Source organism: Salisediminibacterium beveridgei (assembly GCF_001721685.1).
Lineage (GTDB): Bacteria > Bacillota > Bacilli > Bacillales > Salisediminibacteriaceae > Salisediminibacterium > Salisediminibacterium beveridgei.
Genome location: NZ_CP012502.1, coordinates 613,848 through 640,253 on the forward strand (window position 1 = coordinate 613,848; position 26,406 = coordinate 640,253).

The 26,406-nt window shown below is 48.5% G+C and carries 21 protein-coding genes and 1 pseudogene; 17 read left to right on the forward strand and 5 right to left on the reverse strand.

Going from position 1 to position 26,406, the window contains the following annotated elements:
• The first annotated feature begins 138 nt into the window (after positions 1-138).
• The 5 genes and pseudogenes from BBEV_RS02655 (at position 139) to BBEV_RS02680 (ending at position 4,128) form a co-directional block, all read left to right on the forward strand.
• Positions 139-1,683, forward strand: coding sequence for a flagellar hook-associated protein 2 (locus BBEV_RS02655; RefSeq protein WP_069364057.1), 1,545 nt, complete (start codon positions 139-141; stop codon positions 1,681-1,683).
• 80 nt (positions 1,684-1,763) lie between these two features.
• Positions 1,764-2,117 carry a flagellar protein FliT gene (locus BBEV_RS02660; RefSeq protein WP_069364058.1) on the forward strand — a complete coding sequence of 118 codons (354 nt, stop codon included), beginning with the start codon at positions 1,764-1,766 and terminating at the stop codon, positions 2,115-2,117.
• Between the two features lie 84 nt (positions 2,118-2,201).
• Positions 2,202-2,615 (forward strand): flagellar protein FlaG, encoded by a 414-nt coding sequence (locus tag BBEV_RS02665; protein ID WP_069364059.1) that lies wholly within the window; start codon positions 2,202-2,204, stop codon positions 2,613-2,615.
• A 271-nt stretch (positions 2,616-2,886) separates the two neighbouring features.
• Positions 2,887-3,267 (forward strand): annotated as a pseudogene (gene fliS, locus BBEV_RS17775) (flagellar export chaperone FliS); the annotation flags it as partial.
• A 477-nt stretch (positions 3,268-3,744) separates the two neighbouring features.
• The gene (locus BBEV_RS02680) at positions 3,745-4,128 is read left to right on the forward strand and encodes a DUF8042 domain-containing protein (RefSeq protein ID WP_069364062.1); all 384 of its coding nucleotides are present in this window, start codon (positions 3,745-3,747) and stop codon (positions 4,126-4,128) included.
• 221 nt (positions 4,129-4,349) lie between these two features.
• On the opposite strand, the gene BBEV_RS02685 is transcribed toward BBEV_RS02680, so the two are convergent.
• From BBEV_RS02685 to BBEV_RS02695, 3 genes are all read right to left on the reverse strand, one after another.
• The gene (locus BBEV_RS02685) at positions 4,350-6,122 is read right to left on the reverse strand and encodes an alpha-glycosidase (RefSeq protein WP_069364063.1); all 1,773 of its coding nucleotides are present in this window, start codon (positions 6,120-6,122) and stop codon (positions 4,350-4,352) included.
• A 187-nt stretch (positions 6,123-6,309) separates the two neighbouring features.
• The gene (locus tag BBEV_RS02690; protein WP_069364064.1) at positions 6,310-6,603 is read right to left on the reverse strand and encodes a hypothetical protein; all 294 of its coding nucleotides are present in this window, start codon (positions 6,601-6,603) and stop codon (positions 6,310-6,312) included.
• On the reverse strand, positions 6,600-7,076 hold the full coding sequence (locus BBEV_RS02695; protein WP_069364065.1) for a single-stranded DNA-binding protein: 477 nt from the start codon (positions 7,074-7,076) through the stop codon (positions 6,600-6,602). Before BBEV_RS02695 ends, BBEV_RS02690 begins: the two co-directional genes overlap by 4 nt.
• Positions 7,077-7,424: 348 nt before the next feature.
• Here BBEV_RS02695 and BBEV_RS02700 point away from each other — a divergent pair, with 348 nt between their 5' ends.
• Together BBEV_RS02700 and hpf are read left to right on the forward strand one after the other, a co-directional pair.
• A complete protein-coding gene (locus BBEV_RS02700; RefSeq protein WP_069364066.1) occupies positions 7,425-7,622 on the forward strand; it encodes a cold shock domain-containing protein in 198 nt (65 codons plus the stop codon).
• Between the two features lie 349 nt (positions 7,623-7,971).
• A complete protein-coding gene (hpf, locus tag BBEV_RS02705) occupies positions 7,972-8,523 on the forward strand; it encodes a ribosome hibernation-promoting factor, HPF/YfiA family (protein ID WP_069364067.1) in 552 nt (183 codons plus the stop codon).
• Positions 8,524-8,728: 205 nt separating this feature from the next.
• On the opposite strand, the gene ptsG is transcribed toward hpf, so the two are convergent.
• A complete protein-coding gene (gene ptsG / locus BBEV_RS02710; RefSeq protein WP_069364068.1) occupies positions 8,729-10,753 on the reverse strand; it encodes a glucose-specific PTS transporter subunit IIBC in 2,025 nt (674 codons plus the stop codon).
• Between the two features lie 273 nt (positions 10,754-11,026).
• Positions 11,027-11,872, reverse strand: coding sequence for a glucose PTS transporter transcription antiterminator GlcT (gene glcT / locus BBEV_RS02720; RefSeq protein ID WP_069364070.1), 846 nt, complete (start codon positions 11,870-11,872; stop codon positions 11,027-11,029).
• A 208-nt stretch (positions 11,873-12,080) separates the two neighbouring features.
• Here glcT and secA point away from each other — a divergent pair, with 208 nt between their 5' ends.
• From secA to uvrB, 10 genes are all read left to right on the forward strand, one after another.
• Positions 12,081-14,633: a preprotein translocase subunit SecA gene (gene secA / locus BBEV_RS02725; RefSeq protein WP_069364071.1), complete on the forward strand. Its 2,553-nt coding sequence runs from the start codon at positions 12,081-12,083 to the stop codon at positions 14,631-14,633.
• Between the two features lie 33 nt (positions 14,634-14,666).
• Positions 14,667-15,768, forward strand: a protein-coding gene (gene prfB / locus BBEV_RS02730; protein ID WP_157100911.1) for a peptide chain release factor 2 whose coding sequence is annotated in 2 segments (ribosomal slippage) — positions 14,667-14,738 and positions 14,740-15,768 — 1,101 coding nt in all. Because the reading frame shifts where the segments join, the coding sequence is not laid out codon by codon here.
• Positions 15,769-16,260: 492 nt separating this feature from the next.
• Positions 16,261-17,157 (forward strand): YitT family protein, encoded by an 897-nt coding sequence (locus BBEV_RS02735; protein WP_069364073.1) that lies wholly within the window; start codon positions 16,261-16,263, stop codon positions 17,155-17,157.
• A gap of 60 nt (positions 17,158-17,217) precedes the next feature.
• Positions 17,218-17,562: a c-type cytochrome gene (locus tag BBEV_RS02740; RefSeq protein ID WP_069364074.1), complete on the forward strand. Its 345-nt coding sequence runs from the start codon at positions 17,218-17,220 to the stop codon at positions 17,560-17,562.
• A gap of 230 nt (positions 17,563-17,792) precedes the next feature.
• Positions 17,793-18,479 carry a cell division ATP-binding protein FtsE gene (gene ftsE, locus BBEV_RS02745; protein ID WP_069364075.1) on the forward strand — a complete coding sequence of 229 codons (687 nt, stop codon included), beginning with the start codon at positions 17,793-17,795 and terminating at the stop codon, positions 18,477-18,479.
• The gene (gene ftsX, locus BBEV_RS02750; RefSeq protein WP_069364076.1) at positions 18,469-19,362 is read left to right on the forward strand and encodes a permease-like cell division protein FtsX; all 894 of its coding nucleotides are present in this window, start codon (positions 18,469-18,471) and stop codon (positions 19,360-19,362) included. The genes ftsE and ftsX overlap by 11 nt, the downstream gene beginning before the upstream one ends.
• A gap of 44 nt (positions 19,363-19,406) precedes the next feature.
• The gene (locus BBEV_RS02755) at positions 19,407-20,828 is read left to right on the forward strand and encodes a murein hydrolase activator EnvC family protein (RefSeq protein ID WP_069364077.1); all 1,422 of its coding nucleotides are present in this window, start codon (positions 19,407-19,409) and stop codon (positions 20,826-20,828) included.
• A 121-nt stretch (positions 20,829-20,949) separates the two neighbouring features.
• A complete protein-coding gene (locus BBEV_RS02760) occupies positions 20,950-22,440 on the forward strand; it encodes a S41 family peptidase (protein WP_069364078.1) in 1,491 nt (496 codons plus the stop codon).
• 172 nt (positions 22,441-22,612) lie between these two features.
• Positions 22,613-24,244: a PDZ domain-containing protein gene (locus BBEV_RS02765; RefSeq protein WP_069364079.1), complete on the forward strand. Its 1,632-nt coding sequence runs from the start codon at positions 22,613-22,615 to the stop codon at positions 24,242-24,244.
• Between the two features lie 164 nt (positions 24,245-24,408).
• The gene (uvrB, locus tag BBEV_RS02770; protein ID WP_069364080.1) at positions 24,409-26,406 is read left to right on the forward strand and encodes an excinuclease ABC subunit UvrB; all 1,998 of its coding nucleotides are present in this window, start codon (positions 24,409-24,411) and stop codon (positions 26,404-26,406) included.

Sequence of the window (26,406 nt, forward strand, 5' to 3'; positions counted from 1 at the left end):
TGATAACATGGCGCAATGTCCAAACCGGGCATTGTGTCTTTTTGTGTGGAAACGGCTAAACAATTTCATGCTTATTCCGATATATCTAATAGATGGGCTGAATTGACAATTGAATAAAGGAAAGGGTGGTTCAAAGTGATGAGACTCAGCGGCTTTGCCACAGGAATGGATATTAACCAGATGGTCACGGATTTGATGCGCGCCGAGCGCATGCCGGTGGATCGGATGCAGCAGGATAAGCAACTGATGGAATGGCGGATGGAGGAGTTCCGGAATATCAACCGGAAGCTCGATACGTTTCGGACGAATATATTCGACGGGATATACCGGAGTGCGAATATGCTGGCGAAAACCGGCACGTCGACGGACGAAGCCAAAGTGCGTGTGTCGGCTTCGCCGAACGCAACGCCTGGTAATATGCGGATCAACAGTGTGTCGAACCTGGCAGAGTCTGCTGTGCGGGTGTCAGACGCTTTGACGGCTGCTGAAGGGGAAACGGCCACCAGACAAACGACACTGGCGGATTTAACGGGTTCCGATCAGGACACTTTTTCCATGGACGTGACGACGATGACGTCAACAGGAGAAAAAAACGTCACGTTTGAATTCAGTAAAGAGGCGAAAGTGGATGATGTCTTAAAAGAAATCAACGGATCGGAACTTGGTCTCAGTGCTTTCTTTGATACGCAAACCGGTCAGGTGTCCTTCAGCCGGGAAGAGACGGGGGTTTACGATTCAGAAGGCAATCTGTTCATGGGCAGTGACGGGGCGCCGGATCAAATTGTCTTTTCAGGTGAACTCGCTGAAGCATTTGGCACAGGTGATGATCAGGGGACAGCCCTGAATGGTTCGAACGCGGTGTTGAATATCAATGGGATCGAAACAGAACGCGGGTCCAATACCTTTACCGAAAACGGGCTGACGATCACACTGCGGGCCACTTTCGAATCGGGTACCGTGACGGTGGGCTCCGCAACAGATACAGACCGGATTTTTGATACGATCATGGATTTCGTGAACGAATACAATGAGCTCGTGGAGCATGCGACGGAGAAGCTCCGGGAAGATCAGAAGCGGGATTTCCGGCCGCTCACAGATGATCAGCGCGATGCCATGAGTGAGCGGGAAATCGAGAAATGGGAAGAGCAGGCGATGAGCGGTATGCTCAGGAACGACCGGATTTTACGAAGCGGGTTTGAAAACTTCCGTTCGGCCATGTATACACCGGTACAGCTGGGTGAAGGGGCTTCATTCAATCAATTGGCCCAGCTCGGAATCACGACGAGCAGTAATTTCCGGGATGGTGGTAAACTTGAGGTGAATGAGGACCGTCTCCGCGAACGGATCAATCAGGACCCGGAAGCGGTGTATCAACTGTTCACGGCAGATGGGGACACCCGAAACGAAAAAGGACTGGCCAGGCGGATCCGTGACAGCGCCAACGGACTGATCGATTCGATTTCACGTGAAGCGGGCGGCCTTCGCGGTCGGAATCTGAATCATCAATTTGTATTGGGACGAAGCATGGATCAGCTTGATGACCGGATTTCCAATTTTGAACGGCGCCTTCAGCAGGTTGAATCCCGCTACTGGGCCCAGTTCAATGCGATGGAGAAGGCGGTTGCCCAGTCCAATTCCCAGGCGGAATCAATGTTTGCTCAAATGTACGGCGGGATGATGTAACGCTGCGATCATCAGGAAAACGCAGGAGGCTCGCTGTTTTACAATCAGATCAACACGGTACAGACTGGAGGAGAGGTTGGATGAATGCATTGATGGAGCTGTTTTCGATTACGAAAAAACTCTATGACCACGTAGAGAAACCTCTGCCTCATGGAGATGAGCGCGATGCGTACCTTGAGGAAATTGCAGCACTCCTGAAACGGCGCGAGGAATTGATTTCGAATGTGGAAGCGCCCCAAACGGAGCAAGAGAAACGGATCGCACGAACACTGCTTGATTTCAATGAAAAGCTGACCAGACGTCTCACGGTGATTCAGGGTGAAATCGGTCAGGATCTCAACCGGATCAAACAGAAGAAATCAACCGGTCGTCACTACGAGAATCCATATAGTGGCCGAACTTCCGACGGCGTGTTCTTTGATTCTAAAAAATGATCACTAGTTTTATAAAAAACTGAATAGTTGTACGTTTTGGACCGATACTACTAATGAAGCCTACTAATTGAGGAGTTGATTCACATGGAAGTGAGATCATCAACGGGTTTCTCCACGGCCAGGGAGTTTTTGACGCACCAGAATCAGCGTCAGGAGTTCACTGAAGTCGAGAGAAGTCCCAGTCAACTGAGACAGAGCGCCGGGGCACAGGGAAGTGTTGACACCTCGTCTCGAGAAGCAGAGAATTTGTCCCGCAGACAAGGGCACGAATGGACAACAGAACAGTTGGATGAGGCAACGGAAGCGATGACCGAGCTCAGCATGCTGCAAAACACGTCGCTGAAGTTTGAGCAGCATGACAAACTGGACCGGACCATGGTCAAGGTCATTGATCAGCAAACCGACGAGATTATTAAGGAAATTCCACCTGAGGAATTTCTGGATATGATTTCCTCGATGCTTGAATTTGCAGGGATTCTGATTGATGAGAAGGCGTAGGAAATTGTTTTGTCATCCTTGATCGGAAAGTAGACGTGCAACGAAGGCTTTCGCCATTATTGTGGCGATAAGCCAAGTTTTCTTTATACTTCTTATGGAAAGTATAAGTGCAACTAAGGCTTTCGCCATTAATATGGCGATAAGCCAAGTTTTCTTTATAGAACCCGGACTTGATTTCGGGTTCTTTTCCAGTTGACTAAAGATTTTCCTGAAGGTGACGATATAAAGAGTAATTGGAACAGGTACTATAGACATGAAAGGGTGCTTTGACATGGCGGTGAACAATCCGTATCAGCAATACAAACAGAATACGGTCGATACAAAATCCCCAGGGGAATTGACACTGATGCTGTATGATGGGTGTCTGAAATTCATAAAGCGGGCTGAAGTGGCCATTACAGACAAGCAGATTGAAGTAAAGAATGAACATTTACTGAAAGCCCAAAACATCATCCGCGAACTTATGCTGACGCTGAATACCGAGATTACCGTCAGTCAGGACATGATGATGATGTACGACTACATTCTGTCTCAGCTGATTGAGGCGAATACGAAAAATGATCTGGATGCATTGAAAGAAGCGGAAAAATATGTGTCGGAATTTCGGGACACCTGGAAAGAAGTCATTAAAGTGGATCGGCAGCAACGTCACACAGGTGAAACAAGCAGCGAGGCGGCTAACGGGACAAAAGGAAAGCAGCCGAATCTGAAAGCGGTCGATGGAAGCGGGACAAAAAAAGCGTCTGAAAATGAACCTCAAAAAACTGCCGAAACAACGGCGGCTGCTTCAGCAACAGAAAAACCGGCCGGAAAAAATGTGCCACCGAATCCGAATAATCCTTATGCGAAGGCGAAAACGGCCGGATACGGTGCACCGAATAATCCGTACACAAAGGCAAAACAGGCTGCAGCAAACACTGCAGGTCCGTCGGGTGGCGGAACGTCGTTTCAAGGCTGAAGCCTTGGTTGCCCTGATACTTCACTCCTTAAAGAGGCACGCAGCAGATACCAGGCTGTGTGCTTTTTCAATGCAAAAGGAAAGGGTACACACGCAGCAGGAACCGATGGGAGCAACGCTTTCGAACAACTGCTCAGTCTGCTATACTGTCGTTGTTGGAGGTGAACGTATTTGAGTCATGATTTAAATGAGGCACAGCGAAATTTTCTGGCCAACTATTCCGATCTTCTGGTTGAGGTGGAACAATCCCTTCACTATGTCAGTGAATGTTACATCAAGGGCGATTATGATATTGGCGACCGTTTGCTCAAATCGGTGATGGGTGGTTTAGAGCCTTATAACACGGAGAATTTGACAATCCAGTCGATTTTCCATGAGGATGCACAGGCGCTGAGTCAATTAAATAAACTGATCGAGAGCGCGAAATGGTCCGTTACCATTGAAGAATCATTTCCAACAGAAGAGCAGCGCATGCGCTTTCTCCATGAGACACTGATGCCGAGGTTAACAGCATGGAAAAACTCGGTCGACAAGTATGCCATTGAAATGGCATGAAAAAACACCTTGCAGTGCCGTTCATCTGCAAGGTGTTTTTTCATTAGCAGAACTGATCCTCTCCTGAAAGAAGTGCAAAAAAAGGACTCGAGTCACGTTCGCTCGAGTCCTTTTTGCATTCAATTTATACTGCATAAAAGTGTTTACGCCCGCTAAAGGATTGAAGGATAAGCGTAACGAAGGCTTTCGCCAGTAAAGCTTGGCGAAAGCCTTCGTTTTCTTTACTCTTCTTTTAAAATGACTGCGCCAAGAGCAGGGACGGAAACGGCGAATTTTCCATTTTTCACGGTGTACGTGTCGCCGGTATCGATGTTGCGGAATTTCCCTTTTGCAACGTCTTCCACATTGACGTCATGCTGTTTCGTGTCCGTGTTCATTGCAATGATAAATCGGTCTTTGCCATGTGTACGTTCAAAGGAGATATATTTCGCTCCTTTTGATGCACTGAGGAATCGGAAACTGCCATCCCGAAGTGCTCTGTGATCCTTGCGGAGCTGGATCAGTTTTTTGTAAAAGTCGAACAGCTCATGATCCTGGTGATCCTTTTCCCAGATCATCGGCTTGCGGCAACCAGGGTCACCGCCGCCGTCCATGCCGATTTCGTCTCCGTAATAGATGCAAGGTGCTCCGAGGTACAGGAGCTGGAACATGGCAGCGAGCTTCATGCGGTCTTTGTTGCCATCGGCGATGTGCAGAAGGCGCGGTGTATCATGGGAATCCAGCAGGTTGAATGCGACTTCATTGGCCTGCTTCGGGTACGCGATCATCATCTGATCGAGACGCCCCATAAAGTTCTCCGCATCGATCTCATCTTTTACAAAGAAATCGAGGATGCTGTTGGTTACCGGATAGTTCATTACGGCATCGAACTGATCGCCCTGCAGCCACGCCAGTGAATTATGCCAGATTTCACCGAGAATGTAGGCTTCCGGATTAGCCCTTTTCACAGTGTCCCGGAATTCTCGCCAGAAGCGGTGATCCACTTCGTTTGCGACGTCCAGGCGCCAGCCGTCGACACCGATGTCTTCCACCCAGTAGCGGGCAACTTCCAGCAGATAGGCTTTCACTTCAGGGTTTTCCGTGTCCAGCTTAGGCATCGCCGGTACAAAGCCGAACGTATCGTATGTCAACGGGTCGGTCTGAAGCGGAAATTCTTTCACGTGGAACCAGTCGGCAAAGCGGGATTTTTCTCCGTGCTTCAACACATCCTGAAACGGCGGGAAGTAATACCCGGAATGATTGAACACAGCATCGAGCATAATGCGGATCCCGCGTTCGTGCGCTTTCTCGACGAGCTCCTTCGCCTTCTTCTCGTCACCAAACTGCGGATCCACCTTCAAGTAATCGATAGTGTCGTATTTGTGATTGGAATAGGCCTCGAAGAACGGCGTGAAATAAATACAGTTGATCCCAAGTTCCTCGAGATAGTCGAGGTTATCGATAACCCCCTGCAGGTCCCCGCCGAAGAAATTCTCTCTCGTAGGCACAGCATCCGGGGTCCAGGCTTCTGTCCCAGGCGGATTCAGTGTCGGATCACCGTTTGCAAAACGCTCGGGAAAGATTTGATAAAAGACGGCATCCTTGACCCACTCAGGTGGTGTATGCACATCGATCGGATTTAAAAACGGGAATTCAAACATGCCCGATGGACTCCAGAGCATACCGACACCGGAAGAGTGCATTTCATCTTCCTTGAAGCCGACTTCGTTCAAAAAGACGGTCTTCTTGCCCTTCTCAAATTTGAACGCATAGGCGAAGCGTCTGAATGGGGGTTTGATTTCAACATGGTAATAGTCGAAGAGGGTATCCTTGGCGAAAACCTCCATTTTGCTTGTCGTAATTGTTTCCGGGGTGAAATCATACTTATCGCCCCAGACGACAGAGACCTGGTCCATGTCTCCGCGTTTTGTCCGGACGCGGATGTGAAGGGTCTCTTCATCATAGGCATAAGCGTATTGTGATTTTGGCTGGTGGTGAATCGCTTCTAATAGCATCGTTCATCCTCCTTGAGTAATCTGGACGACAGGGTCGGTTAGTGCAATCGTTTGCGCAAAAGTGGCAATCCTATCACCCGTGAAATCGAATATGTTTGCATTATACCATGCAGCTGAAAGCGTGTCCACGGCGGAATAAAGTAAAGGATACCCGCCACTACTACCGAAGTGGCGGGCGTTTTGGTTGTCATTCCGGGTGAGGATTCAACAAGAGCGCACTCATCGGATCATTCTTTACATCCTCTAACGTGCGTTTACTGCCTTGGCATTCAATACAGCTGATCAGATGATGCATCATGTAGTTCATTTCGGATAAATGAGACTCGCATTTACTCAGCCGTTTATGAATGAAGGCCATATCAGCAACCGTATCGTCGCTGTTATTCAGGCTGTTTACCCTGTGAATCAAGGCTTTTGTCAGAAGGATCTGTTCTTGCTGACTTTTGGAAACGGACTGGATGATCTGCAGTTGATCCATCATTGCAAAGCCCCCTCTTTTGCAACAGTTTTGTAGGGCATCCGGCTTTCCTTCACGGAGTCGGCGCCGCCGAATGAATCGGGAGCTTCCTGACTATGCGGGTCGAGCGCCTCATTGATCAGTGCCTGAGGTTCGTTATCCGCGCCACGACCTGGTACCCGTTTCAGGTACTGGAATCCGACGCTTTCTGCAACGAGTTCGATGCTGTTGTAACGGGCATGGCCTTGCGGTAAATAAGTCATCGGCATCATTCGCCCGTTTATGGTCACGATGGAGCCTTTTCCGCAGTAGTCATGAATTCTTTCTGCAGTGGTGCGCCAGGCAACTACAGGGATGAAGTCTGTTTTATACTCATTGTCTTTGCTTTTGAAATCACGTCTGACAGCGACATGGAACCGAACATAATGCTTTCCATGAGCGGTTGTACCGAGTTTTGGATCATTTGCTATTCTTCCGACAATTGTGAACTGATTCATGAATGATTCCTCCTGAGTAATGGTTTTGAATCCATGTCGTAACTGATGAACTGATGTCATCGTCAAACACCGTCACATCCTTTTGAAGTATTTTATATAGCTGAGAAGTGAGCGGATTCAAACTTCAGAAACGGCTATTTTTGCTGTTTCACTCAGGTATAAGAAGTAATATTACGGCAAATGAGAGCGCTTTACAATAGCAAAACGAGCTGACATGTGACGGATTTGTGTCGGAAATAATCTGACGATCGATTTGACGGAAGCGCTTCCAATTGGTATATTTGAGTTAGACTACGCCCAGTATAACTTGGGGGTATCAGATTTTATAACGAAGGGATTGTTCACACCATGCAGGGAAAAGTCAAATGGTTTAATGCAGAAAAAGGATTCGGATTTATCGAGCGGGAAGATGGAGAAGATGTCTTCGTTCACTACTCAGCAATTGACCAGGAGGGCTTCAAATCACTGGATGAAGGACAGCACGTAGAGTTCGAAATTGTTGAAGGCGCAAGAGGACCTCAAGCATCCAATGTCGTCAAAGTCTGAGTACACGTTATAAAATAATGAGATGCCAAAACGTCAAGCGCGTTTAACCCGTTTTCAGATTAATGGAAACGGGTTTTTATCAAATTTCACAGGATTGATTACGTTCGCTAAGGGATTGAAGTGTAAGTACAACGAAGGCTTTCGTTACCCGAATGGGAATTTCAACTTCTGTGAAAGGTGGGTACATTGAATCGGCCCATGCTTTTGTCACGACAGACATGGCAGTAAAATCCGATTCATCTGAGCACAGATAAGTTTGTGAAAATCAAAAAAGATTTTTTGGTTTTAGCAGGAGATCGATGTGGGAATGACGAAACATATATACATACCCGAAAGGAGGAATTTGTCTATGAATTTTAATATTCGAGGCGAAAACCTGGAAGTTACTTCAGCATTGAAAGACTACGTAGAAAAAAAGGTGGGTAAACTTGAGAAGTATTTTGAAACGACTCCGTCTTCCGATGTCCATGTGAAGATGAGTGTTCTGAATACCGAACAAAAGGTGGAAATCACCATACCAATGCCTAAATTACTCCTTCGAGCAGAAGAGAAACATGCGGATATGTACGCCGCGATTGATCTGGTCATTGAAAAGCTAGAGCGACAGATCCGTAAGCATAAAACGAAAGTGAACCGAAAATTCCGTGGGGAAGACAGCTTGAAGTATATGTTCAAAAATGAGCTGGAGCCACTTGCGGAAGAAGAGATATCCGATGATGAGCTCGAGATCGTGCGCACAAAGCGCTTTGATCTGAAGCCGATGGATGCCGAGGAAGCGATTTTGCAAATGGATATGCTCGGCCACAGTTTCTTTGTCTTCTCGGACGCGATCAGCGGGATTACAAGCGTTGTCTACCGAAGAAGTGATGGCAAATACGGCCTGATCGAACCGGAAGGGTAAACCCAACTAAAGCGAAACCAACTGCACCCCTGGACTTTTGTCCAGGGGTGCTTTCAGGTTCATGCTTTTTGATTCAGTCAATTATCCGGGGCCTTTGCCAATCATTCAGACATCCGTGTGAACTAATGGCTGCCACGGCGAATGCAAAACCGTGAATCGGAAACGGAAAAAGGGCCTGAGCGCTTTGCTCAGACCCTTTTGTCTGTTACGAAATCGTTATTCTTCCTGTTTCGGTACGGGTGACTGCACCTTCTTTTGTGATCGTGACTGTTTTTTGTTCTGCGAGATTCGTAAAGATAACAGGCGTTGTTGCAGCTTTCGCTTCACGCTTGACTTTGTCGAGGTCGAAACGGATCAGTTCATCGCCAACTTCCACCTTGTCACCTTGTGAAACGAAGGCTTCAAAACCGTCTCCCTTCATATTTACGGTGTCTACACCGATATGAACAAGCACTTCCGTTCCGTCTTCTGCGAGAAGACCGACCGCGTGCATCGTCGGGAACAGGTTGACGACTTCACCTTTTACCGGAGAAACAACGAGGCCGTCTGTCGGTTCAATGGCAAAACCGTCGCCCATCATTTTTTCTGAGAACATTTTATCTGGAACAGTGTCCAGGCTGACAAGAGTCCCTTCGAGAGGCATTGCCAGATCAAGGCTCGATTCAACTTGGGAAGGAGCAGTTGAAACGTTGGGATCTTCGTATTCAGACGGGGATTTCCCGTTGATGATGTCGCGCATCTGTCCTTTAATCGTTTCAGAACGGGGACCGAAAATCGCCTGAATGTTTTTATCAATGACCATCACGCCGGATGCGCCAAGCTGTTTCAGACGTTCTTTATCGACTTGGTCTGTGTCATCGACGGCCATACGCAGACGTGTGATGCAAGCGTCTAGATAGGTGATGTTCTCTTTTCCGCCCATCGCCTTCAACACTTCATACGGCAGTTCTGTGTTTCCTCCGCTTGCTTTTGCGGAAGATCCGTTACCGTTATCCTTTTCGCGACCTGGTGTCATCAGGTTGAATTTCGTAATCGCGAATCGGAACCCGAAGTAATAGATGACAGCAAAGACGAGACCGACAGGAATGACGAGCCACCATTCGGTGCGCCCAGGCAGGATGCCGTACAAGAAGAAGTCAATGACACCGCCGGAGAACGTCATCCCGATCTGTACATCGAGAAGGTGCATGGTCATGAACGATAAGCCGGCAAAGATCGTGTGAATACCGAACAACAACGGCGCAACAAACAGGAAAGAGAACTCAATCGGTTCAGTGATCCCTGTCAAAAAGGACGTCAATGCCGCTGAACTCATGATACCGGCAACGACTTTTTTGTTCTCAGGACGTGCACAGTGATAAATCGCAAGTGCTGCAGCAGGGAGACCAAACATCATGAACGGGAATTTACCGGTCATGTAGGCACCGGCAGTAACCTCGGCACCGTCGCGGATCTGGTTAAAGAAGATCTGCTGGTCCCCGCGGATCACTTCGCCTGCGGCATTTGTATACGAACCGAATTCAAACCAGAACGGTGAATAGAAAATGTGGTGCAGACCGAACGGAATCAACGCACGTTCAATGACACCGAAAATGAACGTGGACAATGTCCGATTGGCTTCCGTCATGAAATACGCCAGGTTATTAAGCCCGTCCTGGGCAAACGGCCAGACGAGGTGCATGGCAACACCGAGCAAAATCGCGGTAGCAGCCGTGACGATGGGAACGAAACGCTTTCCGGCAAAGAAACCGAGGTAAGAGGGTAGTTCAATGTTATAAAACCGGTTGTACATATACGCACCCATCAGACCGGCGATGATTCCGCCGAATACCCCTGTCTGAAGGGTTGGTATACCGAGCACGTTGGCCAGATCCGGGCTGCCTTCAATGGCCGAAGCGTCAATGCCGCCGATGACACTCATCGTGACATTCATGATCAGGTAACCGATAATCGCAGCGAGACCGGCGACACCGTCCCCGTCAGAGAGCCCGATGGCAACACCAACAGCGAATAAGAGCGGCAGGTTGGCGAAGACGATATCCCCGGAAGCCTGCATCATTTCAGCAATCAGGGCGATGATGTTGGAATCAAGAAAAGCAAAACGGGCGATCATGTCCGGGTTTTGCATGGCGTCACCGAAGGCGAGCAGAATCCCTGCTGCCGGGAGAAGTGCCACTGGAAGCATCAATGAGCGACCGACTTTTTGTAAAATACCAAATGCGTTTTTCATCAGTGTGTTCCTCCTGTTTTGTAATTTGGGTGGCTTTCGTTTGTCATACAAGATGCGAGGCCTCATGCAGGGTGATCCCTGCGGCATCAGTGTATCAGGCCGTATTCCGGAAAAATGCAAACAAAAAGGCATGAGGGAAAAAGATACAGCTCTCCCGACGTCCCGTACAGTGCGTCCACTGCGGGTCAGGTTTACTGCGATCCTTTTCTCTCATGCCTGCATAACCAGTAACACGGAAAAAGAAAGCGTGTTTCAATTGATTTCGTAATCATATTAATTGATCTTGCGAACGTTGTCAACAATTCTTTGCAAATGAAGCGTCAGATAAACGGCTTCTGCATCCGGTACAGCTTTTTTCAGCCGGCGTTGCATCACTTTCATCAATTTCCACGACAGGTTGTAGCAGACAGGGTACTGTTGTTGCAAGACATCTTTCAGAGCATCCTGATTCTCCACATAGTTCTCAAACTGAATCCGTTCAATCGCGTGATGCAAGTGCCTGACAAGTCGCAAGTAATTCATATCCCTGCGATCGATCTGCATGGCGAGGTTCTCCTCGATGATGTCGACCAGTTCCCCGACCATCTGGGTATGCCGGTTCACTTCCGCAAGATTCCGATTCGTCAGGGCACTGTGGATATGAAGTGTAATAAAGCCGATTTCGCCAGCCGGGATCCGGACACCGACTTGATGACCAAACCATTCGGTCAATTCAGTTGCTACGGCATATTCCTGCGGATAGGCAAGTTCGGTTTCCTGCAGGAACGGGTTATTGATCCCCTGCCCTTGCTGAATCCGCTTGACGGCGAAATGCAGGTGGTCGGTGAGGCCGACGTGAATGTGTTCGTTCAGTCTCGCACCAAAGCGGTCTTCGAGTTTATCGATGAACTCATTCATAACCCCGATGAAGTCCTCCTCCACGTATTCAAGCAGGCTCATATACTGTTCCTGTTCTGCCTGATCCTTTAAGACAAAAAATTTTTCCGCCTGGGTTCCGGCAATCTCGTCCCCGGGCTTTTTCCCGAATCCAAGCCCTTTGCCAATAAGCACCACTTCTTCGTACGCCTCGTGGTTGGCGATGACGACATTATTATTCAGTACTTTCGTCACACTGAGCATGTACGTTGGCCTCCTTTTCGTTTTACTGGTCAATTGAGCGTGTGACAGCTTCAGTATATCGACAGTCTTCGACAGATTCAAGGCATGATGACGGATATTTCCCACTTGAAATGGTTTTATTGAACCGATTCTTGTAAGCATGCAGACAAACTGATAAAATCAAGAGTAGCGTTAAAAACGAGAATATGAAATAAGGGAGTCATGTCCAATGCTCGAATTACTGAAAAAAGTCATTGGCGATTCAGATGGTCGATACTTAAAAAAACTGGAACGCGATAAGAGAGCAGTAGAAAGTTATCATGAAGAATACAAGCTGTTAAGTGACGAAGATTTAAAGAAAAAGACCGATGAATTTAAAGAGCGGTACCAAAATGGTGAAAAAGTGGATGACCTGTTGCCGGAAGCCTTTGCTGTCGTACGTGAAGCATCTGCCCGTGTCACAGGAATGACCCACTTCCCGGTACAGATCCTGGGCGGGATCGTCTTGAACAAAGGCGACATTGCCGAGATGAAGACGGGTGAAGGGAAGACCCTCGTTGCCACCATGCCGGTGTATTTGAACGCGATTACCGGTAAAGGAGCGCACGTCGTGACAGTGAACGAATACCTCGCGAAACGTGACGCACACGATATGGGCAAGATTTATAATTTCCTTGGGTTGACCGTCGGACTGAATGTTTCCGGAATGACGAAAGAAGAGAAGCGTGACGCCTACCTTGCGGATGTGACGTACGGAACGAATAATGAATTTGGATTTGACTACCTTCGTGACAACATGGTTGCGCATAAAGAAGAGATGGTCCAGCGTAAACTTCATTTCGCAATCGTCGATGAAGTGGACTCCATCCTCATTGATGAAGCCCGGACGCCGCTGATTATATCCGGAACAGCCCAGCGCCAGAGTGAACTGTATACCGCGGCGAATTCATTTGCACGTATGCTGAAAGATGAGAAAGATTACGTTTACGATGAAAAGACCAATAACGTGCAGCTGACAGAAGAAGGCGTCAACCGTGCGGAGCGTGTGTTTAACATCGAGAACCTCTTCGACTCTGAGCATGTGCAGTTAAATCACAACATCAACCAGGCTTTAAAGGCACATATGACGATGGTTCGTGATGAAGACTATGTGGTCGAAGACGGTCAAGTGGTCATTATTGATCAGTTTACCGGACGTCTGATGAAAGGGCGCCGCTTCGGTGATGGCCTCCATCAGGCGATCGAAGCGAAGGAAGGTCTCGAAATCAAGCGCGAAAGTATGACCCTTGCATCGATTACGTTCCAGAACTTCTTCCGCATGTACGAAAAGCTTGCCGGGATGACGGGTACAGCGAAGACGGAGGAAGAAGAGTTTACAAACATCTATAATATGAATGTCTATGCGGTTCCAACAAATGAAGAGATCATTCGTGATGACCGTGCGGATCTCGTCTACAAAACGATGGACGGGAAGTATAAAGCGATTGTTGAGCTGATCAAAGAACTGAATGAAAAAGGACAGCCTGTCCTTGTTGGTACAGTGAATGTGGATACGTCCGAACTGATTTCCAAAATGCTGAAAAAGCATAAAGTCCCTCATGAAGTGCTGAACGCAAAGAATCATGCGAAAGAAGCAGATATCATTGCCAACGCAGGGCAAAAAGGGGCCGTTACGATCGCCACCAACATGGCAGGCCGTGGTACCGACATTAAGCTTGGCGACGGGGTTGTTGAGCTCGGCGGTTTATTCGTCCTCGGTACTGAACGTCATGAATCCCGCCGGATTGACAATCAGCTCCGCGGGCGTTCGGGACGTCAAGGGGATCCGGGTGAATCCCGCTTCTGCCTCTCACTCGATGACCCGCTCATGCGGCGTTTCGGTTCTGAGAACATGACGAAGATGATGGAACGACTCGGCATGGACGAAGACCAGCCGATTGAGAGCAAGATGGTGTCCCGTGCTGTGGAACAGGCGCAAAAGCGAGTGGAAGGAAATAACTTCGATGCCCGTAAACAGCTGTTGCAATATGACGATGTCATGCGTGAACAGCGTGATGTGATCTATGAACAGCGCATGGAAGTCCTTGAATCAGACAACCTGCGCCCTGTTGTTGAGCAAATGGTGGAATCTTCTGTGTCCCGGATCGTAGCTCTTTATGCGCCGGAAGAGGAAGTACCTGAAGACTGGAACCTTGAAGGAATGGTCGAGCAGCTCAATCAGATGTTGTTCACAGAAGAAGAAGTGACGCTCGAAGAAGTCACTGGACTTGAGGGAGAAGAAATCGAAGAAACCGTGATGGAGAAGGTGCAGCGTGAATATGATCGCCGCGAGGAACAATTCACATCTAAAACGATGCGGGAATTCGAGCGCGTCATTCTGCTGCGCACAGTGGATACAAAATGGACCAGTCACATCGACCAGATGGAACAGCTGCGCCAGGGCATTCATCTCCGTGCCTATGGACAGATCGACCCGCTGCGTGAATACAAGTTCGAAGGATTTGAAATGTTTGAGGAAATGGTGGCAAGCATTGAGGATGAGGTCACCCGTTATGCGATGAAAGCACAAATCCGAACCAATCTCGAACGAAAACAGGTGGCTGAAGAGAGTCAGGCGGTCCATCAGTCTGCAGCCGCGGCGAGCGCCAATCCGCAAGAAGCACAGCAGCAACAGCAGCAAGGTCAGAAAAAACCGTACGTGAAAGAGGAAGAAGTGGGCAGAAATGAGCCATGTCCTTGCGGTTCCGGTAAGAAATATAAAAACTGCCATGGCAGGAATTGATACGAGTAGACAATTCAGAGGAGAGTGACATTCATGGAAATGAATGAAATGAAAACAGAGATACACAATATGGCTAAGCGATTAGCGGACTTCAGGGGGTCTCTTTGACCTCGAAGAAAAAGAGGCCCAAATCGCATCCCTGGAAGACCGCATGGCAGATCCGACTTTTTGGGACAATCAGGAAGAAGCCCAGAAGGTCATCGGTGAAACCAATGCATTAAAAGAGTATGCACACAGCTACCGTGACATGGAAAAAGAGCACGAAGATCTCGAAGTGCAATTCGGGCTTCTGGAAGAAGAGAAGGACCCGGAAATGATGGCAGACCTGGAGAGCGGTATCAAGACATTGCAACAGAAGCTGAATCAATTCGAGCTGCAAATGCTGTTAAGTGGCCCATATGATGCCAACAATGCGATCCTTGAACTTCATCCGGGTGCCGGTGGAACCGAATCACAGGACTGGGTATCGCTGCTCCTTCGGATGTACACCCGTTTTTCTGAGCAGATGAATTATAAAGTCGAGACCCTCGATTATCTCCCCGGCGATGAGGCTGGTGTAAAAAGTGTAACCCTGCAGATTACCGGGCATAACGCTTATGGCCATCTGAAAGCGGAAAAGGGCGTTCATCGTCTCGTCCGGATCTCACCTTTTGATTCTTCGGGACGGCGCCATACGTCTTTCGCTTCTTGTGACGTGATGCCGGAACTGAACGAAGACATCGAGATTGACGTGAAACCCGATGAACTGAGAGTGGATACGTTCCGCTCCAGCGGTGCCGGTGGTCAGCACGTCAATACGACCGATTCAGCCGTTCGACTGACGCACCTTTCGACCAATACGGTTGTCAGCTGTCAGTCTGAACGCTCGCAGATTAAGAACCGTGAAAAAGCGATGAAGATGCTGAAGTCGAAACTATTCCAGCTGGAAATTGAACGCCAGCAGCGGGAAGCGGACGAAATCCGCGGTGAACAGTCGGAAATCGGCTGGGGTTCACAAATCCGCTCCTATGTCTTCCATCCTTACAACATGGTGAAAGATCACCGCACCGATAAGGAAACAGGAAATGTACAAGGGGTGATGGACGGTGATCTGATGCCGTTTATTGACGCCTATCTGCGTTCACAAATCGAATAAGTTTCAGACATTTGAGAGCCCCGGGAGAAGCGATTCCCGAGGGCTCTCCTTTGTACTTGTTGGGAATGGTTAAGTTTGTTAAAGAAATAAAGTATAAGTGCAACGAAAGCTTTCGCCACCTTCTTGGCGATAAGTCAAGTTTTCTTTACAGAATGGGGTTTTGGCGAAATAAACGGACTCGTGTGGCCAAATGTGTCCGCTGAGCCCAATTTGGCGTAAAACACAATAGATGTGAACGAAGAGCGGGCAAATAAAGCGGGTTCAGCAACTGAATTTCATATTGACACTACTGGAAAGGGTGTTGATTCCTCGGTGCATTTTTTGCGATTGGCCTCGGTTTATCCACAGAACCACGGGACTCAGGCCAAACCCCATTTCAACAACGATAACTTCATCCTGTTAAAGCGGTGCTCCGCTCGCGTTTACAGCCTGTATAGGCAGTGATATACTACGGAAGGATTTACATAGAATGAGCTGGCAGGTGACGTCGTAATGATGAAAGAATTTAACCGGAAACGGGCGCGAAAGCCGCTTCCTCCGGTCTTACAAGTCATGTATGAATTTGCCCATGTCGTTTTGGGTTCGGCTATCGTGGCGATTGCGTTTAATATTTTTCTTTTGCCGAACCAGATTGCTTCTGGAGGGGTATCAGGTATTTCAACGATCACGCTTCACGTTTTCGGTTTTGAACCGGCGTTTGTCCAATGGGCTTTGAACATCCCGCTCTTTGTGGCCGGTGTCCTTCTATTGGGAGGCAGTTTCCGCGGAGGGCTGCTCTATGGTACAAAAACACTGGTCGGCACAGTATTCCTGCCGTTTGTCGTCTATTTGACCCGGGACTGGGAAGCGGCCACAATGGATCCTTTATTGGCAGCCATTTTCGGTGGCATTGGTGTAGGACTCGGTCTTGGCATTGTTTTCCGCTCCAATTCATCGACTGGAGGAACTGATCTTGCAGCGCAGATTGTCCACAAATATACCGGTATGTCTCTCGGGGTTTGCGTTTTTTTCATGGACGGTCTCGTCGTGACGGCAAGTGCCGCGGTATTCGGGTTTGAATTTGCACTGTATGCGCTGATCGGACTGTTTACAACCGGGAAGACGATCGATCTTGTGCAGGTCGGATTTGGCTATTCGAAAATGGTCATGATCATTTCCGATTACGAAGAAGAAGTGAAGCAGGGGCTCCTGACGAAGGTGGACCGGGGAGTCACAAAACTCACAGGTTTCGGTGGTTACACGGATGAGGAGCGTTCTGTCCTGATGTGCGTGGTGGGACGTAATGAAGTCACAGGACTGAAGCGTGTCATACAGACCATTGACCCAAATGCCTTCGTCATTGTGAGTAATACGTCGGAAGTTCTTGGTGAAGGTTTCAAAAAACCGTAAATGGGTTATAATGAAAGGGCAAGGAATAAAGTTGTACTGTGAAATTAAGGGGGATTTTGTATGAAGAAGTACATGATGGCATTGTTGGGAACCGCTTTTATTTTGGGCGCCTGTGGCGGGAATGACAATACGGAGATGGAGAACGAAGCACCGGCAAACAATACCAATAACGCGGAAGAAGCGTCCGGAGATTACGATCTCGCAGAAGGAGAAGAATTGTACGTCGGGAATTGCCAAACCTGTCACGGTGGCGACCTGGCCGGCAGTGGTTCGAATCCGTCCATCCAAGGTCTTAGTTACGATGAAGTCATGGACGCGATTGAAAACGGACCCGGAAGTATGCCCAGTAATATTCTAACCGGGGAAGACGCAGAGAACGTTGCAGCCTGGGTGTCAGAACAGTAAAGGAATGGGTTGAACACAACACTATAGCGACATAAGAAATGAAAGTGGATTGATTCTGAAATGAGCCGCACAGTGGTTCTGAATCAATCCATTTTTTGTGTTTATGTCCGCGTGTAATGATCTGAAACACAAATGTAATGAAATTTATCTTTTTATGTCGAAAAATGATGATATAATAAACGTTGAAGTGCGATTGAATAAAATTCGAGAATAAATGGGAAGTGATTAACTTGATTCAGATGCAGGATGTTTGGAAAACCTACCCGAACGGCGTTATGGCCGTCAATGGCATCACGATCAACATTGAAAAAGGCGAGTTTGTCTATGTCGTTGGTCCCAGTGGTGCAGGTAAATCCACCTTCATTAAAATGATGTACAGAGAAGAAAAACCGACAAAAGGTGAAATATATATAAATAACAAGGCATTGTCGCAAACGAAAGAGCGTCATATTCCTTATGTCAGAAGAAATATCGGCGTCGTGTTTCAGGATTTCAAACTGTTGCCGAATCTGACGGTATTTGAAAATGTTGCGTTTGCCATGGAAGTTATCGAAGAATCGAAGGCCAATATCCGTAAGCGGGTAATGAATGTTCTGGACATTGTCCGGTTGAAAAACAAGGCGAGGTTCTATCCCCATGAATTATCAGGCGGGGAACAGCAGCGTGTGGCCATTGCCCGTGCGGTTGTGAACAGTCCGTCAGTTATGATTGCGGATGAACCGACAGGAAATCTTGATCCGGATACGTCTTGGGAAATCATGCACATCCTCGAAGAAATTAATGACCGGGGAACGACCGTTGTTATGGCGACACACAATCGGGACATTGTGAATGCGATGCGCAAGCGTGTTATCGCTGTCGAAAATGGTCGAATAGGCAGAGATGAGGTTAGGGGGACCTACGGGTATGAAAGTTAGAACACTGGGACGCCATGCAAAAGAAGGCGGTAAGAATATTATACGAAACGGCTGGATGACCTTTGCTTCCATCAGTGCGGTGGCAGTGATGCTGATGGTGGTAGGCGCATTCACCCTGCTTATTTTTAATATCAATCATTTTGCAAATTCACTTGAAGATGATGTTGAAATCCGGGCCTTTGTGGAACGGACAGCGTCTGAAACCGATCAGGAGATCCTTCTTGAAGAAATGGACTCTCTCTCAGGGATTGATGAGATTGCTTATGTCCCTCGAGATGAAGGACTCGAACAATTTCTGGACAGCCTTGGTGAACAGGGGGCTTACTTCCAGGGGCTGCGTGACGAAAATCCTTTGAATGATGTTTTCGTTATCCGTGCTGAAAATCCTGCAGAAACCGATCTGCTGGCAGGACAAATTGAAGAGTTGAACCACGTTGAAGGCGTTGAATATGGTCAGGATATTTTTGAACAGCTCTTCTCTGCTACGGATTTCGTCCGTATTGTTGGGATCGTTCTGATATTCGGACTGATTTTCACTGCCGTATTTCTGATCGCCAACACGATTAAGATCACCATTATCGCACGAAAACGGGAAATTCAGATCATGAAGCTGGTTGGGGCAACCAACGCCTTTATTCGCTGGCCGTTTTTCATTGAAGGCTTGTTATTAGGCGTTTTCGGTTCCATTGTACCGATCGTTGTATTATCCTATGGGTATGACCAGTTTTATACAGCGATGGGACAAAATACAGGGCTTGAATTCTTTGATTTTCTGTCTACCTATCCACTTGCCTTTCAAACGTCTGCCTTGCTGTTAATCATCGGGGCGACGGTAGGAGTCTGGGGCAGTCTGATGAGTGTTCGTAAGTTCCTGAAAGTATAACGTATCATGATCAAGTTACCAGAGAGAGAAAAGGGGGGCTGCTGATGTCCAGGGTATTCAGTCTCCCTCTGTTTCTTCTGATCTTCGTCCTCGTCTTGACCGCAGTTTTTTCGTCGGTCCATGCCAATGAGGGAGAAGAACTCGAAGAAGAAATTGAGGGATTAGAGGAAGAACGGGAAGAAACACTTGAAGAACAGCAAGAAAGAGAGGCTGAACTCGAGGAAGTCCAGTCCGAAATGAGTGACGTGGAAGCAGAACTCCAGCGATTGGATGATGAGATGGCTTCTACAAATCGTCAAATCGATGCCAAACAAGAAGAGATCGACCTGACGATGGACCGCGTAGCTGATCTTGAGGAACAGATCCGGGAGCTTGAAGAACGGATCTCGGACCGGGATGAACTGTTAAAAGAGCGCGTGAGACAGATGTATCAAAATGGGGGCTCCATTAATTACATAGAAGTCATTCTCGGAGCACAAAACTTCGGGGATTTAATCGAAAGAATTTCAGCGCTGAATTCGATCGCTCAGCAGGACCAAAATATCCTTGATGAGCATGTTGCCGATATGGAAGCGGTGGAAATCGCAAAAGAGGACCTTGAATCTGAACTCGCTTTTCTTGAAGAACAGATGACCGATCTGGAAACGTTGCGTGCTAATTTAGAGGCGCAGTCCGCAGAGAAAGATGGCTACCTCGAAGAATTAGCGGACATGGGCTATGTACTTGAAGAGGAATTGATTTCGCTTGATGAGAAAGAAGAATTTCTGATTGCCCAAACGCAGGCAGCCGAGCAGGAACTTGCCGAATGGGAAAAGGCAGAAGAGGAACGTCGCCGCAAAGAAGCGGAAGAGCAGCGACGTAAAGAGGAAGAAGCAGCTCGACGGGCAGCCGAGCAGGCAGCTGCAGAAGAGGCAGCCGCAGAAGAAGCCGCTGCAGAGGCGGCCCGGCAAGCAGCCGCAGAAGAAGCCGCGGCTGAAGAAGCTGCCCAGGAATCATCATCGAACAACCAGACCGATAGCAGTAATTCCGGTGGGAATTCGGCACCTGCAGCATCAGGCGGCATCTTCCACAGACCGGCAGATGGGCGTGTTACGTCTCACTTTGGAATGCGGACGCATCCGGTCCATGGGGGACAGCGGCTCCATGCCGGCACTGATTTCGGAAGAGACGGGGGTCGTAATATTTACGCTGCAGAATCCGGGACCGTGATTTCTTCAGGCTGGTTCGGTGGGTATGGCAATACCATTACCGTTTCCCATGTCGTTAACGGCTCATCTGTGACAACATTATATGCCCATCTTTCAGGCTCAAATGTATCAAAAGGACAGCGTGTCAGCCGTGGACAGGTCATTGGAACCATGGGGACAACCGGAACCTCCACAGGTGTTCACCTTCACTTTGAAGTCCATCCTGGCGGTTACAGCGGCAGCAGTTCAGCTGTGAATCCAATGGGTTATTTGAATTAATCGATCGAAACCTCATCCGTTTATATTCCGGATGAGGTTTCTTTCTTATTTTCTGTACCTCTGATAGAATGAATATAGTTAAAAGGAAAAAGGGAATTCCAAAAATGAAGAGGTGTAAAAGATGGGAAATAAAAAACTGTTCCTGCCGTTGGCGTTTGTATTGGCAGTGATGATAGGATCGATCGGAACGCTTGTGACGATGGAATTGCTGACAGAGGAAGAACCTGCAGCACAGGATCTTTCAGAAGAAGAGATCAACGAGATTGTGATGGAAGAACTCGAAAATCAGCAAGCAGCAGACCTGGGTGATCTGGAAGAGGAAATGGAAAAAATAGCGCAAACCTATAACCTCCTGCTGGATCGTTATGTGGATGAACCGGACCAGGATAAGCTGATTGAAGGTGCAGTAAACGGCATGCTGGAAACACTGGATGATCCTTATTCGGTTTACATGGATGCGGATACGGCAGCAGAATTTTCGGAGTCACTGGACTCATCGTTCGAAGGCATCGGTGCTGAAGTGAGTATGGTTAACGGTGTGGTGACAATTGTGGCACCATTCAGAGACTCCCCTGCTGAAGATGCAGGCCTTCGGCCGAATGATCAGATCGTTGCGATTGACGGAGAGGATATCGAGGGGTTATCGCTTTACGAAGCTGTCCTTGATATCCGCGGTGAGAAAGGAACGACGGTGACGTTAACAATTGAAAGACCAGGTGTTTCGGACCCGCTTGATATTGATGTGGTCCGAGATGAAATTCCAGTTGAAACCGTGCACAGTGAACTCCTGGAAGAAGAAGGACAGCGCATTGGTTACCTGGAAGTGACATCTTTTTCTGAAAATACAGCGGAACGCTTCGAAGAAGAGTTGACAGCTCTTGAGAGCGAAGGGATCGACAGTCTTCTGATCGATGTCAGAGGGAATCCAGGCGGTTACCTGCAGAGTGTCGAGGAGATTGGAAACCTGCTGATCCCTGGCGGATCACCGATTCTCCAGTTTGAAGGCCGGGACGGAGAACGAAGCAGGACGATTTCCAATCTCGAGGAGGAGAAAGACTACCCGATGGCGGTAATCACGGATGAAGGAAGCGCTTCGGCTTCAGAAATTCTTGCCGCTGCTCTGAAGGAAGCCGGAGGGCATGAGGTTGTTGGTGAGTCGACCTTCGGAAAAGGCACTGTCCAGCAGACGATTCCCCTTGGCGATGGCAGTGAACTGAAGCTGACCATGTTGCGCTGGCTCACATCCGACGGTAACGATGTGAACGAAGTTGGCGTGCAACCGACGGTGGAAGTATCGCAGCCCGAGTACTTTTATGTATCGCCAATCAATACCGACGAAACGCTGTCACTCGACATGAATAATGAGTATATCAGCAATGCACAAATCATGCTCGAGGCAGTCGGATACAATCCGGGCCGCGACGACGGTTATTTTGATGAAGGAACGGTGGAAGCAGTTGAAGCATTTCAATCAGCTGAAGACATCGAGGTAACGGGAACGATTGGCGAAGAGACGGCGGATCGTTTACAGGAGCTCTTGATTGAACAGGTCCGTGATCGTGAAAATGATGCGCAGTTTGATCGCGCCATCGAAGTGTTGACAGAAAACTGATTCAAGGTTTCAAGAACCGGACGATAACCGTCCGGTTCTTCTTTTACAATAGAAAATCATTTTTCCGTCAATTCGCACTTATCATTTCACTGGAATTCGATTACAATAAAGGATAGAAGTATTTTCACAGAGATAGAAAGTTTTTTCATGAAGAACGGGGAGGTTGGTCGTATTGCAGGACGCAGGCTTGGAACTGATTTACGGTGCAGGACGTTTCCTGATGCACCCTTATACATATCTGTTTATCGTCATCGCCATGTTCGGCGCATGGCGGATTGTGAAACGGCAGCGGCAGGATTTCCATACAAGACTCTTTAAAATCTCGGAACAGGTTACACACCCTCTGCCGGCAGCACTTCTGGCAGGGCTCTTGGTCTCGGTTGTGCTTGTCGGTGTCGGGGTTACCATTCCTGCAGGTGTGATTGCATTACTTGCTGTGATCTGGCTGCCGTTCCTGTTGTTCGGGAATCCGAGGTGGATGAGTGCGACCATCGCAGGCGGCCTGACATTACTGGTTTTGCCCTGGATACCGGGTGGTGGAACGGGCGTCACGTTCGTGGATGACTGGCTCGGCCAGGCCGCGGCTTTTGATCCATGGCACTTAGCGGTTTTAATCAGCGTATTATTTTTTGCTGAGGCACTGCTTGTGAAAGTCGACGGGCATCGGATGTCGTCTCCAAGAGTGGTGACCAGCTCAAGAGGTAAGAAAGTAGGCGAACATTTAGCCCGGAGATTGTGGTTCATGCCCGTGGTGGTCCTGTTTCCTCTCGGCAGCTTGGCTCTGACGGATTATTGGCCCCTGGCACAAGACGCTATGTCTGTCAGTGCATTCGGGTTTGTGATCATACCGGTGATGCTCGGTCATCACCTGAGAGTTCACGGGGAATACGTGAAAGCAGGTACCAAAAAAGCCGCAAACCGTCTCGTTTTCCTTGCTGTTGTGAGTCTGGGTATCGCAACCGGAGCATTCTGGATGGAGGAACTGATCTGGCTGCTGCCGATTCTTCTGATCATTGGCCGGCTTTTGATTTTCATCGCCTATGAAGCAGCAGACAAACGTAAATTAAGCATGTTTTCAAGGCGCGAGGATGGCTTGAAAATACTCGGTATACTGCCGGGATCCATTGCGGAAAAAATGGGTGTTGAAATTGGTGAAGTCATCGTCAAAGTCAATAAACGACCGGTTGCCTCACAGCGGGAATTCTACGATGCCCTGCAGACAAACCCTGCCTATTGTAAGCTTGAGGTGCTGGATGAAGACGGCGAGTTGCGGATCACGCAAGCCTCGGTGACCCATAAAGACCATTATCTGCGGGGCTTCATGTTTGTCCCTGATGATGAATTCGGTAATTTATCCTACCGGGCTCTTCGTTCAGCTGCCGTCATTGGCAGTGACCGTTCCAGTATCGAAACGCAGTTGTCAAAAGAGACCGAACCGGCCGCACTTCCGCCAAAGATGCTTCAAAACACGCAGGCGGGCTACGCGGGACCAGGCATTTATGATGATTCGTCGGTCGTTTATCTGAAGGATATCCAACCGCTTATTGAAAAAAAGGCGAACCCGGAAATGCCGGTTGAAATCGAGCGAAATGAAGTGCTCGTCCATGATGAAGCACGTGCTGAAGAGGCATCGCAACGGACTGAACATGTGGAAAAGCCTGATGAGCAAACCACGTTTAAATCAGGTGGTGCATATGGTCAGGCTGCAGGTCTTTCCGAGTTTTATAAGGAATTCAAGGAAATGAACCGTCAAGAACCGTCGGTGAAACGAAGACGTTCCGATGGCGGCGATCAAGAAGAATAACAATGTTTACTCCCGGCGGGCGCTGCACTCGCCGGTTTTTCTCTGGTTAAAATCAGAATGTACGTTCTTATCAACGCGTATATTTGCTATAATAAACAGAATCGGATAATCTGTGCATAGAAAGCTGTAAATGAGGGAATTGGATCGACGGAGGAGTGTGTTAAATGGGTGTGGAAACGATGGAAAAATTTGAACTGGTATCAGCCTATGAACCTGCCGGTGATCAGCCGAATGCCATCAGACAGCTCGTGACAGGCATTGAGAATAAAGAAACCTACCAGACGCTTTTAGGGGCAACCGGGACCGGGAAAACCTTTACGGTGTCGAATGTTGTAAAAGAGATTAACCGGCCAACCCTGGTCATTGCCCACAATAAAACGCTCGCTGGTCAGTTGTACAGTGAGTTTAAGGAGTTCTTCCCGAATAACCGGGTCGAATATTTTGTCAGCTACTATGATTACTATCAGCCGGAAGCGTATATTCCACATTCAGATACGTACATTGAAAAGGATGCGAGTATCAACGATGAAATTGATAAACTGCGGCATTCGGCCACCAGTGCACTGTTTGAACGTAACGATGTATTGATCGTGGCCAGTGTGTCGTGCATCTACGGCCTCGGTTCACCGGAAGATTACCGGGATCTGGTCGTGTCTCTTCGTACAGGGATGGAGCGGGACCGCAATCAGCTGTTACGCCAGCTCGTTGACGTGCAGTATGAACGAAATGATATTAATTTTACCCGGGGAACGTTCCGGGTCAGAGGCGACGTTGTGGAAATCTTCCCGGCTTCACGGGATGAGCACTGCGTACGCGTTGAGTTTTTCGGGGATGAAATCGACCGGATCACCGAAGTCGACGCCCTCACCGGTGAAGTGCTCGGGGAACGCGAGCACGTGGCAATCTTCCCGGCATCTCACTTCGTGACCCGTGAAGAAAAATTAAAACGTGCGATCGTCAACATCGAAGCGGAGCTTGAAGAGACATTGAAGAAGCTCAATGACGAGAACAAACTGCTCGAAGCCCAGCGCCTCGAACAGCGCACACGCTATGATATCGAGATGATGCTCGAGATGGGGTACTGCTCCGGGATCGAAAACTATTCCAGGCATTTGACCTTCCGGGAACCCGGAGCGACGCCTTATACGTTGATGGACTATTTTCCCGATGATTTCCTGATCGTTGTGGATGAATCGCACGTGACCCTCCCGCAGGTGCGGGGGATGTATAACGGGGACCAGGCGAGAAAGCAGGTGCTGGTGGATCATGGGTTCCGTCTGCCATCAGCCAAAGATAACCGTCCGCTTAAATTTGAGGAGTTTGAGGACCATGTCCATCAGGCACTCTTTATCTCAGCGACGCCAGGCCCGTACGAACTCGAAAAAAATCCGGAAATGGTGGAACAGATCATCCGTCCGACGGGACTGTTGGATCCGACAATTGACGTACGGCCGATTGAAGGGCAAATCGATGATTTAATTGAAGAAATCCGCATCCGTTCTGAACGAAGTGAACGGGTACTCGTCACCACGTTAACGAAGAAAATGTCCGAGGATCTGACGGACTATCTGAAAGAAGTAGGGATCCGGGTCAAATACCTGCACTCGGATATCAAGACCCTGGAGCGGATCCAGATCATTCGGGACCTTCGAAAAGGGGAGTTCGATGCCTTGATCGGGATCAACCTGCTCAGAGAAGGGCTCGATATCCCGGAAGTCTCCCTTGTTGCGATTCTGGATGCCGATAAAGAAGGATTCCTGAGAGCAGAGCGTTCCCTGATCCAGACGATGGGGCGGGCTGCGCGGAATGCTAACGGGCACGTGGTGATGTATGCCAACAAGATCACCAGGTCCATGGACGTTGCGATCAAGGAAACCGAACGCCGTCGCACGATTCAAAAGGCACACAACGATAAATACGGCATCACGCCGGCTACGATCCAAAAAGCAATTCCGGAGCTGATTCAGGCGACACGTACCGCCGGAGAAGATGAGGCATTCGAAGCCTTCACGAAAGCACCGGATCAGAAGATGAGTAAGAAAGACCGTGAAAAAGTCATCGAACGGATGGAAAAAGAAATGAAGGAAGCAGCGAAGGAGCTGGAATTCGAGCGGGCTGCGGAGCTGAGAGATATCGTAATGGAATTGAAAGCGGAAGGATGA